Raw genomic sequence first — 12,988 nt, forward strand, 5'->3', positions numbered from 1 at the left:
CATGTAATGACTGCGCATGCGATGCTGCGTGCGAGCCCCTAATGCTTGATCTCGATGCTTGAAATCTCGACTTCGCGTGCCTCGGAAACTGCCTCTGCCATGTCATCGGGGAACTCGATGGAGTTGAGGAGCGCCTCGGCTTCTTTCTTGTGCTGGTCGAAGTTCGAGATGAGGACGTAGACGCTTCCTGGTTCAACGTCGGTAAAAAGGATGGTTGAGATGCCGCTGTTGTCTTCGTACGTTCCGACGAGCCACGTCCTGCCGTTATATTCGACGGACCCGCCATCCTTCCACTGGAACGTATCCCCCTTCTTTTCTGCCTGGTCGGCGTGGGACTCCTCGGCCGTCAGCGCTTTTTTCCAAACGGGGATAAAACGATCGGCCGAGGCGTTCTCGTCTTCGGGGAAGGTGAGCTGGACCCTGTCGGCATTCTTGCCGGCGGAGTCGCTTACGCCGACGCCCTCGGGCATCTCGACCTTAAACCAGATAAAGTCGGTCTTCTTGGCGACGGGGGCCTTTTCCCTGCTCTCGCTCTTGGGGGCGCTGCCGCCGCCCGATGCGCTCCCGCCGCAGCCGACAAGGGCAAACGCGGCAAAGAGGGCGATGCAAAGGGAAAGGATCGATAGGCTCTTTTTCTTCATGGTGGCGTCCTCCTTGTCTGCCAGGGACATCGTGTGCCGCGGATCGCTGGGGCGGCGGTTGCGCATGCACATGATGCCTTTGTTTACTGTGCGGTTATTCCTCCATTCGTCGTCCGGTGCCGTGATGAGCTTGCCCCAACATAGGGCTCCTTACCTATATGTATGCCCCAGTTGCCGCTGCCCGGGAGTCTCGAAACGTGGGCCATGTGTCCCATGTTTGCGTTGGCATGGCCTATCGTTCGTCATAGAAATCCGCGATGGCCAGGTGCGCTGACGCCCATGTGCTTATGGGCTAGACTTAGCACCATTACGTGTTCGATGCGGTTGGTCGGCGGTTGCCGCCTGACCGATGTATATGACTTGAAGGTGCGTGCGTATGAGCCAAGAGATGATGGATAAAACCTGTCGAGAGTTTGCCGAGGCACTTGCCGCACGCGAGCCGGTTCCCGGCGGTGGCAGCGCGAGCGCCTTTGTGGGCGCGCTGGGCGCCTCGCTGTGCGGAATGGTTGCCCGCTACGGTGCGACCAATCCCGCGCTTGCTGATCGTGCGGATGACCTGACGCGTGCGTTTGCCCATGCTGATGAGCTGGCCCAGGAGCTTGTCGAGTTGGTTGCCGAGGACGTTCGTGCCTATGGGCAGGTGTCCGCGGCATACGGTATTCCGCGTGACGATCCGGCTCGAGCGACCGCGATTCAGGATGCGCTGCATGTGGCCGCTATGCCGCCGTATCGCATTATGGATGCCTGCGGGCGTGCACTGGCGCTGCTCGAGGACATGGCCGACAAGGGTTCGCGTCAGCTGCTGTCCGATGTGGCGTGCGGCGCCGTGTTCTGCCGTTCTGCTATGCAGGGCGCGAGCTTGACGCTCTTTGCGAACACCACGTCTATGAAGGATCGTGCACGCGCCGAGGAGCTCGAGGCAGCGTGCGATGAGCTGCTGGATACGTGGCTGCCGCGCGCCGATGCGCTGGCGCGCCGCGCCGCCGACGCTGCAAGGAAGAGAGGATAGCCATGGCTGAACTGCTGAAGGGTGCTCCCGTTGCTCGCGCTTTGACTGAGGAACTTGCTGCTCGCTGCGCAGTCCTGCGCGAGCGGGGCGTTGTTCCGACGTTGGCTATCGTGCGTGTAGGCGAACGCGAGGACGACCTGTCCTACGAGCGCGGTGCGCTCAAGCGCTGCGAAAAAGTGGGGATTGAGGCTCGTCGCGTTTTGCTTTCTGCCGATGTTTCGCAGGACGAGCTGTTGGCGGCCATCGAGGACATTAACGCCGACCCAGCTGTCCATGGCTGTCTGATGTTCCGCCCGCTGCCCGCCGGCCTTGACGAGAACGCAGCCGCCGCGGCGCTCGATCCCGCCAAGGACGTTGACTCCATGACGCCGGCTTCGCTGCTCACCACGCTTTCGGGGCGCGGCGAGGGTTTTGCTCCTTGCACGGCTGAGGCCGTGTTGGCGCTACTGGATCATTACGGCGTTGAGCTGGATGGGGCCAAGGTCGCGGTCGTTGGTCGGTCGCTGGTGATTGGCCGTCCCGTTGCCGCCATGCTTACGGCTCGCAATGCCACCGTGACGACGTGCCATACGCATACGCATGACTTGGCCGCTGAGTGCCGTGCTGCCGACATTGTGGTTGCGGCCGTTGGACGCGCGCGTACGATTGGCGTGGATGCCGTTCGCGAGGACCAGACGATCATCGATGTTGGCATTAACTGGGATGAGGACGCTGGCAAGCTGGTGGGTGACGTCGATTTTGTTGCCGCGGAGCCGGTCGTTAACGCCATCACGCCCGTGCCGGGCGGCGTGGGCGCCGTGACGACGGCGATCCTCGCCAAACACGTGATCGAAGCGGCCGGGTGCGCATCGAAATAGGCGTTTTGGGCTGTTTGAGGGGTTAGTTCTATACCCCGTGGACAAAAAATGCCAAATATGAGTAGTGTTGCCAAGATACTCACATATATTTTAGGCTAATTTGGCTCTCTAACGATATTTATTATCGATAGAGAGCCTATTTTATTGGACCTATGAGGAATTACATCATCTAATTGTTGAACAGATGTAGACTTCCGACACCCATGCGTAGCAAAATTGCTGTTACTAAATTGGTGACAGTACTCATATTTGGCATTTTTTGACCACAAGGGCTGCCGAGGCCGTGGTTTCGCCCTTTCTGCGCCGAAGCGATACACTGTTATCGTTTGATTTCTTCGCTCAAGGAGGATGCGCATGCCGTGCACAACGATTCTGGTTGGTAAGAATGCGAGCTACGACGGGTCGACGCTTGTCGCCCGCAACGAGGACTCGTCCAACGGGGTGTTTGAGCCCAAGCGTATGCGCGTGGTGCATCCCGACGAGCAGCCGCGTGCCTACATGAGCGTCCTGAGTCGCCTGACCGTTGAACTGCCCGATAACCCCATGCGCTACACGAGCGTCCCCGATGTTGTCCCGGGCCACGGCATCTGGGCCGAGGCCGGCTTCAACGAGCTCAATGTGGGCATGTCCGCAACCGAGACGCTCACCACCAACGAGCGCGTTCGCGGCGCCGACCCGCTCGTCGACTACGTGCCCGCCAAGGGCAACGAGGGCGAGGACGGCTATGTTCCGGCGCAGCCCGGCGGTCTGGGCGAGGAGGACATGGTGACCCTGGTGCTGCCGTATGCCAAGTCCGCCCGCGACGGCGTACGCATTCTGGGTGACCTGCTCGAGCGTTATGGCACCTACGAGAACAACGGCATCGCCTTTAGCGACGTGGACGAGATCTGGTGGCTCGAGACCATCGGCGGCCACCACTGGATTGCCAAGCGCGTGCCCGATGACGCCTATGTGACCATGCCCAACCAGCTGGGTATCGACAGCTTTGACCTGGATGACGCCGAGGGCGCCCAGGCCGACCACATGTGCTCCGCCGACCTGCGCTCCTGGATGGCCGAGTGGCATCTGGACCTGACGCTGGGCGTCGAGGGCGACGGTCCGGCCGCGGTCTTTAACCCGCGCGAGGCCTTTGGCTCGCACAGTGACAGCGACCACGTTTACAACACGCCGCGCGCCTGGTACATGCAGCGCTGCCTCAACCCCAGCGATGTGTGGGATGGCCCCGACGCCGACTACACGCCCGAGAGCGACGATATCCCCTGGAGCCGCGTGCCCGAGCGCAAGGTGACCATCGAGGACATCAAGTACGTGCTTTCGAGCCACTACCAGGGCACGGAGTACGACTGCTACGGCAGCAAGGGCACGCCCGCCACGCGCGGCGCCTATCGCCCCATCGGCATCAACCGCAACAGCCAGCTCGCCGTGCTGCAGCTGCGTCCCTATGCGCAGCCGGCCTACCGCGCCGTTCAGTGGATGGCCTTTGGCTCCAACTCGTTTAACGCGCTGGTTCCGCTGTACGCCAACGTCGAGACCATGCCCGAATACTATGCCGACACGCAGGCTCGCGTGACGTCCGAAAACTTCTACTGGGCCAACCGCCTGATCGGCGCGCTGGCTGACGTCCGCTTCCATGAGTGCGGCCGCGCCGTGGAGGACTATCAGGAAAAGGTCGGCGGCATGGGTCACAAACAGTTGCACGACGTTGACGCCGCCGTTGCCGCGCTGCCCGAGGCTGAGGTGTCTGCCGAGCTTGCACGCGCCAACGAGGAGTTTGCCGAGCGTGTTCGCGTAGAGACCGATGCTCTACTGGGCAAGGTGCTCTACACCACGAGCTGCGCCATGAAGAACTCTTTCGCGATGAACGACAACGTGAGGTAGGGATTTCCCGTCGATCGAATAGCGCTAAAACGCTTTGTCGCTTTCGCTCAATCTTGGGTACAAGAACGCCAATGCAGTTGTTTGTGATTGGAGACAACCATGATTATGAAACTCGATCAGCTTGTTAACGGCGCCATCAACGTGGGCTTCGGCGCCGCTGCTGTTGCCGTCGAGGGCAGCAAGAAGGTTCTCGACGATCTTAATACCAAGGGTGAGCAGGTGCGTAAGGACGCAGGCGCCCCCGATATCGCCCGCAGTGTGTCCGACATGTTCGAGCAGGCCGGTGGCACCATCTCCGACCTGACCGAGCGTCTGGGCATGCAGGGCGAGACCGCGGCCCAGCGCGTGCTTGACGAGCTCATCCTTGCCCGCGTCCGCGTCATGACCGCCCCCGAGCGCACGGCCTTCCTGGCCCATGTGCGCGACATCGTCGATTCGGTCGAGGACAACGTGACCTCGGTGCCCGTCGAGTCCGTTGAGCCCGACGATGCGAAGGATACCGAAGAGGCCGAGTAGTAGCGCAGATGGCAGATTCCACCACCGATTACAACAATCTAGATCCCTTGGGTGACGAGGCGGCGGTTGTCGATGAGGTCGACGCCGTCGTCTCGGGCGCTCGCAAGAAGCCGCGCGCTGTCGATATGGTGCCAGAGGAGCCCGACGCGATGGCGCCGGACGAGGAATACCAGCTCACGCCGGCGGGTCGTCGCGAACGCATCGGGCAGATTGTTCGCCTGGTCAAAAAGTACCGTGTGTGGGATAACCTCACGCCGGTTCGTTTGCGCCGCCTGCTCGAGGAACTCGGCCCCATGTTCGTCAAGATGGGGCAGATTCTGGCCAACCGGTCCGAGATTCTGCCGCAACGCTTTTGCGACGAGCTGCGTCGTCTGCGCTCCGACGTGGAGCCGGTGCCGTACGAGGTCGTACTCAGTTGTCTGGAAGAAGAATACGGCCTGCGCCTGGGGGAGATGTTCGATGCGATCGACCCCAATCCGCTTGGTAGCGCATCGCTCGCGCAGGTGCACCGCGCTCGTCTGGTGACGGGCGAGGACGTGGCCGTCAAGGTGCAGCGCCCCGGTGCGCAGCAGGTTATGGCACAGGACATCGATATCATCCGCTCGGTGGTGCGTATCGTTTCCAAGTTCGTCAACACCGATCAATTTGTTGACCTGCACGGCGTAGTCGAGGAGTTGTGGACCTCGTTTCGCGAGGAGACCAACTTTTTGGCCGAGGCCAAAAACCTCAACGACTTCTACGAGTTCCATAAGAGCGTTCATGGCGTGACGTGTCCTAAATCCTATCTGGACCTGTGCACCGAGCACGTGGTGGTTATGGACTACGTCGACGGCATTTCGATCGCCGATCCTGAACGCTTGGTGGCCGAGGGCTATGACTTGGAAAAGATCGGTGCCGCAATCGTCGAGGACTACTCGACGCAGGTGCTCGATGACGGCTTTTTCCATGCCGACCCGCATGCGGGAAACATTATTCTCAAGGACGGCATCGTTTACTTTATCGACTTGGGCATGGTCGGACGCATGTCGAGTCACGATCGCGGTATCGTAAAGGACATGATTTTCGCCGTGGCCGAGGGTGACGTTCCCAAGCTCAAGGATTCGCTCATGCGCTTCGCCGTGACGCGTGGCGATTCGGCCGAGCTCGATCATTCAGCGTTTTTGTCCGACCTTGACTTTATCGTGGCTGACTTTGCGGGCCTTGACCTGAAGGATCTTGATATCGGCGAGTTTTTGACCTCGCTGTTAAACCTGGCGCGCAAAAACGATGTTGAGCTGCCGAGCGTGGTGACGATGTTCGCGCGCGGCATGGTGACGCTCGAGGGTTTGCTGACCGAGTACATGCCCAACGTCAACATGATCCAGATCATCCAAACGCACATCAAAAACGAAAAAAGCACCTATGCGCGCGTGCGTGATATGGGACGCGATCTTGCCGCGAGCAGCTATCGCGCGGCGAAGGGCTCACTCGAGGCGGCTGAGTACCTGGGGCTGGCTTCGCGTATGCTCACACGCGGGCAGCTTAAGGTGAACACGCAGATCATGAGCAGCGATAAGGCGCTGCGACAGCTGGGCGGAATTATCGACCGCATGTCGATGGCTATCGTTATCGCCGGCCTGTTTATCGGTTCGTCGGTGGTGTACTACGCACGCATCGAGCCGGTTGTGTTTGGTATCCCGGTCATTGGCTTTATGGGCTACGTGAGCGCGCTGGTGCTGGCGCTTATGCTGGGCCGCAATATCTGGCTCAACAGCCACGGCGGCAAACACTAGAGGCTGCGACCGTCACCGCATTTTCCTATCGCAAACAATAGCTTTTACCTTGGGCTTCGCCTGTGTGCGGGGCCCTTTTGCGTGATACCATTTTGACGGTAATAATCGATGGCCTAGATGGTGGTGCGGAGACGCACGAACGCGCGGTTTTCCTGCGCGTTTGGGAGAATCGGGGTGCAAGTCCCCGGCTGTACCAGTAACCGTAATTCCTCTTGGCTCGGGATGTTCGAGTCGCAGATCGGACGACGCGCCTGAGCCGTTAAGGTTAAGTCGGATCGCCTCCCATCTTGCATGCGGCTGCGGCGTATGCCGCCGGTACGCGTTGGGCTCTGGAGGGAAGGGGGACCCCGATGGGGGTACTCGAGCGCAATGTGCGCGATGACGTGGGGCAGCCGCTGGGCAATGCTCCAAGTGCAGACAGTAGGAGACAAATGGATATGTTTGAGGACGAGTGCCAGCGCACCTCGTGGCGTCGCCATGGAGCGATTGCCCGCGGCGTAGCCAAGCGCGGCTTGGTGGCGTTCCTGTCCTTTGCCATGGCCTTTGGTACCACGCCGGCGCAACTTTGGGCCGACGGCGCCGCGGGCATTGCCGAGGCCGTGGCTCAGGCTGCGACGTCGGGCGAGGGCGCAGCGCTTGCGGGCGGTACCGCTGAGCAGAGCGGCGCCGAGGTTTCGGATTCCGAGGGCGCGCCTGCAGCTAGTGCAGCCATAACAGAGGCAGCAACTGGCGACGAAGGCTCGGCGACGGGGGAGAGCCCTGCTACGAGCGAGCAGTCTTCGACGGCATCCGCTGGCCAAGCAGGATCTGCCGCCGCGGCTGCCGTTCAGACGGAGAGCCCGACAGAAACTGGCGATGTCGCCAAGAAGCAAGTCGAGGTCTCGTTCTCGATTATCGGCACCGATGCCGACGGCAAGGCTCAGACCTGGGTGGCGCCTACGCAGCTCAAGCTCGACGAGGGCGCGACGGCTGCGGATGCCTTCATTAAGCTGCAGGAGAAGACGGGCTTCAAGGCGAAGTACGAACCGAACACGGCATACGGTTTCTACCTTGAAAGCATCACATCCCCGAGCGATGGTCGCACGCTTGCCTACGATCCAACGACTCATGCCTTCTGGCAGCTGTTCGTCGACGGCGCGTCTTCCTCGGTTGGCGCGAGCAGCGTTAAGCTCGCCCAGGGGCAGAAGATTGAGTTTGCCTACACGGGTGGTAGCACTACTCCCGTTGTTAAGGACCAGGTTGCCGCAAATGTGACCGTCATTGGTCGCGATGCCCAGGGTAAGACTCAGACCTGGGTCGACAACGCGCAGTATGTGGTGACGTCCGGTTCAAGCGCGCTTGACCTTACGAAGGTCGCGCTCGAGGCGAATGACATCGATGCCGTTGTTGCGGGCTCCTTCATTCTGAGCCTTAAGTACAACGGCGTTGAGCTGGGTAAGCCGCTCGATTATTCGACCTATTGGCAGCTGTTCATCAACGGCAAGTCGAGCGACTGCACGGCAGACAATGTCACCATTCATGCTGGCGATACCGTTACGTGGTTCTACGGTGGCTGGGGCGACCAGTTGCCCTCTGATTCCGTCAATGCTTCCGTTCAGGTACTTGGTAAGGACAAGGACGGCAAGCAGCAGGTTTGGGCTTCGACGGGCCAGACGAGTCTCAAGGCGGGCTCTACTGCCAAGGACCTGTTGGAGCAGACTGGTCTTGATCTCGTTACTAGTGAAGAGTCTTGGGGCTGGTACCTCAGCGGCATTAAATCGCCGCTTGACGGTAAGACCTATAAGTCTGATCCTGCAACCCGCAGTTATTGGCAATTCTATGTAAATGGCAAGTCCGCCACGGTCGGTGCCGGCAACTACGAACTCCAAGATGGTGACGCCGTCACCTTTATGTATGGTGCTGACGCCGATGCCCTCCCCGGTCAGGTTCTTGGGTCCGTCGATGTTATCGGTCCCGATGTCAACGGCAACAATACTCGCTGGGGCTCGGCAAGCAATGTTTCCCTGCCCGAAGGCTCTACGGCCCAGGACCTTATTGAGACGGTTCTGAAGGCGAAGGGCGTTGATTACAACGCCTCCCAGAGCGGTGCATACTGGTTCCTCAATTCCATCAACTCGCCGTTCGATCACAAGCCGTATGCCTGGGATGCTGCGACCAAAAAATATTGGCGCCTGTATATCAATGGAGAGCCCTCCTTACTCTGCGCCAATCAGATTACGCTCAAGAGCGGCGATAAGGTTACGCTTGCCTATACAACCGATAAATCGCCCATGCCCGATCCCGACAAGATTGTCGTGGACCCGAGTGCGACGACTCCTGATTGGGACGCCGAGTGGGCCGGCTACGGCAACAGTGGGAACGGTTCAACCGTAACGGATGCCAAGACGCCTGCGCAGGCCGCCGGTCTTAAGTGGGCCTTCGATTGGAAGGCCGAGTCTGGCCAGCAGTATGCCAACTGCAGCGAGCCTGTCATTGCTAACGGTTTTGTGTACATCGCGACCGAGAACGAGCTCATTAAGATCGATTCGTCCACGGGCAAAAAGGTTGCCTCTGCGCCGCTTGCCTCCAAGGTGAGCTATACCTCTCGTCCGATCTATACCAATGGCCTTATCATCGTTCCGCTCAACGGCGGTGCGGTCCAGGCGATTACTGCGGACAAGCTGATCTGCAAGTGGCTGACGCCCGGTTTGACGGACTTGACGCAGAGCTCCTGCACCGTGGTTTCGGACGGCGAGTACGTCTATGTTGGTACGGTCGATATTTCGTATGACGAGAACTACAACGCGACCTACGGCAACGGCTCCCTTAAGCGTATCAAGATTGCCACGGGCGAAGTCTCTTGGCAGAACATTGACCCTTCCGAGGGCTATTATTGGACTGGCGCTGCGCTGACGGATAAGTACACCATTGTTCCTACGAGCGCGGGTACGCTTAAGTGCATTGATAAGACGACGGGCGATGTCGTTTCGACCATGAAGCTCGGCGCTGTCGCAAATGCCGATTGCATTGCCGATCCGTCTAATGGTTCGACCTTCTATCAGATGACGCACGACGGAAAGCTCCATGTGATTTCGCTTTCGGCGAAGGGCGTGCTGAGTGAACAGAAGACGGTTGATCTGGGCCTTACGAATAATCTGAGCGCCCCTGCGGTGTCTGGTGACAATCTGATTGTCGGCGGACAGACGGCTACTGGCTCTGCTCTGGTTCTCTATAACCTGAAGACGGGTAAGACCACGATGGTCGCTGCTGCCGACGGCAAGGCGCTGCCGGCTGGCCTCAACGGTATTGCTGCTACTCCGCTGGTGAGTGTTCAGGGCGGCAAGACCTATGTGTACTTCACCGTGAACAGCGCGGATAGCAAGGATTACGTCAACTACTCTGCTGGCGGTGGCGTGTATCGCTATACGCTTGGCGACGCAGAGGCGACGCAGATTTATGATGCGGCTGGCCATTACCAGTACTGTGACTCTCCGGTCATTGCCGATGCTTCTGGCAACCTCTACTACATCAATGATTCGGGTACGCTGTTCAAGCTCGGGGCTGTTGAGTCTTGGACGGTTGCCTTTAATTCCAACGGCGGGTCTGCTTGCGACACTAAGTTTGTTGCTACGGCCGACGGCAAGCTGGTCAAGCCGGCCGATCCGACGCGCGATGGCTACACTTTCGGCGGTTGGTTCACCGATGAGGCTTGCACGCAGGCGTATGACTTCAGTACGCCGGTGACGGCCGATCTGACGCTGTATGCCAAGTGGACCAAGAATGCTGTTAACCCTGGCGGCAATGGCGGCTCTGGCTCCAATGGCGGCAATGGTGGCGCTGGTAACGGTTCCGGTGCTGGTGCCGGCACTGGCACGGGTTCTGGCTCCGGCACGAAGGGCCAGCAGGCCGGTGGCGCTATCGCCCCGGGTCAGAAGCCGGTGACCAAGACGACAGTGTCAACCAAGACCGAGACCAAGGAAAACAAGTCCGATAAGAAGGACGAGAAGAAGTCTGACAAGAAGTCTGACAAGAAGGACAGCAAGTCCGACAAGAAGTCCGATTCCAAGTCCGATACGGGTGCTGCTTCCACGACCACTGCTAAGAAGTCCTCTAGTGCTTCCGAGCAGGAGACTGGCACCAACCCGCTCGCCATTGTTGGCGTTGCCGCCGGCGTCATCGGTCTCGCCATCGTCGGCGTGTTCGTGTTCACCAAACGTCGGTAGGTGAGGGCTGTGTCCAATAAATCCAAGGACGCTGACCCCAAGCAACCAGATTCCTCGTTTATCCAGCTTGACGATGCAAAGCAAAAGGGCGCCGCTTCGGCGGCGTCCGCCCCTCGCCGCAAGGCGCTCCTCGGCGTTCTGACTGCCGCGTGCACCATTCTGATTGTCGTCTCGCTGGGCTTCGTCCATCCTTCCGAGAGCGGCGCCTGGTCCATCGACTGGATCATTCAGACCGTGACGGGGGGGAGCGTCATCACCAAGGACACCAAGGCGTCTGGCTCGACTACGACTTCGGGCGAGGCCAGTTCCAAGGATTCCAAGTCATCGAATGACGCAAAAGACGAGTCCAAGCATTCTGATGAGTCCAAGTCCAAGGACGATTCCGAGTCTTCAAACAAGGAATCGGACAAGAACTCGGATAGCAAGAAGTCCGAGGACCAGGACGGCAAGAAGTCTGGCGACAAATCCGCTGCCCAAAATACGGGAGCCGGTGATACTTCCAATGCGTCTGGCGGTGCTTCTTCGGGCGGTGGCCAGTCGTCTGATGGAGCCTCATCCTCTAATGGTGGAAACGCCTCCTCGGGCAGCCAGAGCGGCTCGCAGGAGTCCAGCTACGTAACAGTGACGGTTTCGGTCACATCGAGCGCTGTGGGCAATCCTGTGTCTTCTGGTGGCACCTTTACCTTTAACGAAGGCGCTACCGTCTACGATGCCCTGTGCGCGCTGGGCCTTTCTGTCAACGCACATGGCTCGTCGTACGGCACGTATGTCTCCGCGATTGGTGGTTTGGCCGAGAAACAGTACGGCGGCACGAGCGGCTGGATGTACTCCGTCAACGGCACAACGCCCATGACGGCCTGCAGCAACTACGTTCTCTCCAGCGGCGACAACGTGGTCTGGTATTACGTTACAGGCTAGAGGCCTCGACATAGCGCGCCAGACGGGCGGTTCGGACAAACATCCGGGCCGCCCGTTTTTCATGCGAATGGGATTGGGTCGCCGGGTCTCTCGGCAAACAAAAAACCGGTTGGAATGGGAATTCCAACCGGTTATACATTCAAGCAAATAGCGAATCGACTACGACCGTGCGCCCTCGAGGAAGAAGCGGCGGCTGAAGTAGTTGTACCAGGTGACGAGGAACGTGGCGATGGCCTTCATGGCTTGGTAGCCGATGCTCAAAAACGTGACGCCCACAAACATGTATAGGTCGTTGAGGCCCAGGCCGATCACCGACAGGATGGTGAAGATCGTGAACTCGCGCTTGCGGCTCATGCCCTCGCGGTGGTCGAACACGTACTTCATGCTGAGCCAGTAGTTGACCACAACGGAGGTGGTAAACGAGACCGTGGTGCTCATCAAAAAGTCGAGGTGAAACAGCTCGACGAGCGCAATGAGCATACCCCAGTCGATGCCAAAGGAGACAAGACCCACGACAGCGAACTTGAGGAACTGCTTGGTATGAGGTTGTGCCAGTGCCTTGCGCACGTAATCACATCCAATGCGTTGATGAATCGAGCAGAGGATACTTTAGAGCTTTTGCAAGGGAAACGTAAGGTCCTTGCCAAGAACTATACGAACTCGCCAAATTTTCAAGAGCTAATCCGCAAACGTTGAAAATTTGCCCGTAAACGAGCAATGCCCGCGAACAACACGGCGCTCGACGCGCGTCATCCGTGGGCATTGTAAAGCTGTAAGGTTGCGAGTTACTTGGTCTCGTCGCCTTCCAGGAAGATCTTTCGGGTCACAAAGTTGTAGACCATGACAAGCGCGGTGGCGCAGATCTTGGCGATATTGGCCTCGAGTCCCAGGCCGGCGTTGAGTGCCAGCACGATACCGTCGTTGAGCACCAAACCGATCACGGACAGCACGACAAAGATGATGAACTCGCGGCGGCGGCTTATGCCTTCCTTGTGCGCAAACACGTATTTCATGCTGGCGAGGTAGTTAAAGATGAGTGAGATGATAAAGCCGCTGGTGTTGGCGATTAGGATGTTGAGGCCCAGACCGTAGTGGAGCAGATTCATAATGCCAAAGTCGATGACCGTGGCAATGACGCCGACGACGCCAAACTTCATGATCTGCGCAAGGAGCTTTTGCATTGTACCTGCCTTAA

The 12,988-nt window shown here is 59.0% G+C and carries 10 protein-coding genes; 7 read left to right on the forward strand and 3 right to left on the reverse strand.

From position 1 onward, the window contains the following. Window positions 1-38: 38 nt before the first annotated feature. Complete coding sequence (locus tag DXC79_RS02420; protein ID WP_147327469.1) at window positions 39-641, reverse strand: hypothetical protein; 603 nt, start codon at window positions 639-641, stop codon at window positions 39-41. A gap of 376 nt (window positions 642-1,017) precedes the next feature. On the opposite strand from DXC79_RS02420, the gene DXC79_RS02425 reads away from it, so the two are divergent. From DXC79_RS02425 to DXC79_RS02455, 7 genes are all read left to right on the forward strand, one after another. Beyond that, on the forward strand, window positions 1,018-1,650 hold the full coding sequence (locus tag DXC79_RS02425) for a cyclodeaminase/cyclohydrolase family protein (RefSeq protein ID WP_117634907.1): 633 nt from the start codon (window positions 1,018-1,020) through the stop codon (window positions 1,648-1,650). A gap of 2 nt (window positions 1,651-1,652) precedes the next feature. Beyond that, window positions 1,653-2,507, forward strand: coding sequence for a bifunctional 5,10-methylenetetrahydrofolate dehydrogenase/5,10-methenyltetrahydrofolate cyclohydrolase (locus DXC79_RS02430; RefSeq protein ID WP_117634909.1), 855 nt, complete (start codon window positions 1,653-1,655; stop codon window positions 2,505-2,507). Window positions 2,508-2,861: 354 nt separating this feature from the next. After that, window positions 2,862-4,385, forward strand: a complete 1,524-nt coding sequence (locus tag DXC79_RS02435) for a C69 family dipeptidase (protein ID WP_117634911.1) — start codon at window positions 2,862-2,864, stop codon at window positions 4,383-4,385. 99 nt (window positions 4,386-4,484) lie between these two features. Beyond that, window positions 4,485-4,901 (forward strand): hypothetical protein, encoded by a 417-nt coding sequence (locus DXC79_RS02440; RefSeq protein WP_117634913.1) that lies wholly within the window; start codon window positions 4,485-4,487, stop codon window positions 4,899-4,901. An 8-nt stretch (window positions 4,902-4,909) separates the two neighbouring features. Next, window positions 4,910-6,673 carry an AarF/ABC1/UbiB kinase family protein gene (locus DXC79_RS02445; RefSeq protein ID WP_117634915.1) on the forward strand — a complete coding sequence of 588 codons (1,764 nt, stop codon included), beginning with the start codon at window positions 4,910-4,912 and terminating at the stop codon, window positions 6,671-6,673. Between the two features lie 431 nt (window positions 6,674-7,104). Then, window positions 7,105-10,875 (forward strand): DUF4430 domain-containing protein, encoded by a 3,771-nt coding sequence (locus DXC79_RS02450; RefSeq protein ID WP_158550942.1) that lies wholly within the window; start codon window positions 7,105-7,107, stop codon window positions 10,873-10,875. A 9-nt stretch (window positions 10,876-10,884) separates the two neighbouring features. Continuing rightward, a complete protein-coding gene (locus tag DXC79_RS02455; protein WP_233502948.1) occupies window positions 10,885-11,793 on the forward strand; it encodes a DUF4430 domain-containing protein in 909 nt (302 codons plus the stop codon). Between the two features lie 159 nt (window positions 11,794-11,952). Here DXC79_RS02455 and DXC79_RS02460 read toward each other — a convergent pair whose 3' ends face one another. Continuing rightward, window positions 11,953-12,360, reverse strand: coding sequence for a GtrA family protein (locus DXC79_RS02460; RefSeq protein WP_117634919.1), 408 nt, complete (start codon window positions 12,358-12,360; stop codon window positions 11,953-11,955). Window positions 12,361-12,578: 218 nt separating this feature from the next. Further along, window positions 12,579-12,974, reverse strand: coding sequence for a GtrA family protein (locus DXC79_RS02465; protein WP_117634921.1), 396 nt, complete (start codon window positions 12,972-12,974; stop codon window positions 12,579-12,581). Between the last annotated feature and the right edge of the window lie 14 nt (window positions 12,975-12,988).

The sequence above is a fragment of the Collinsella sp. TF08-11AT genome (assembly GCF_003437035.1).
Lineage (GTDB): Bacteria > Actinomycetota > Coriobacteriia > Coriobacteriales > Coriobacteriaceae > Collinsella.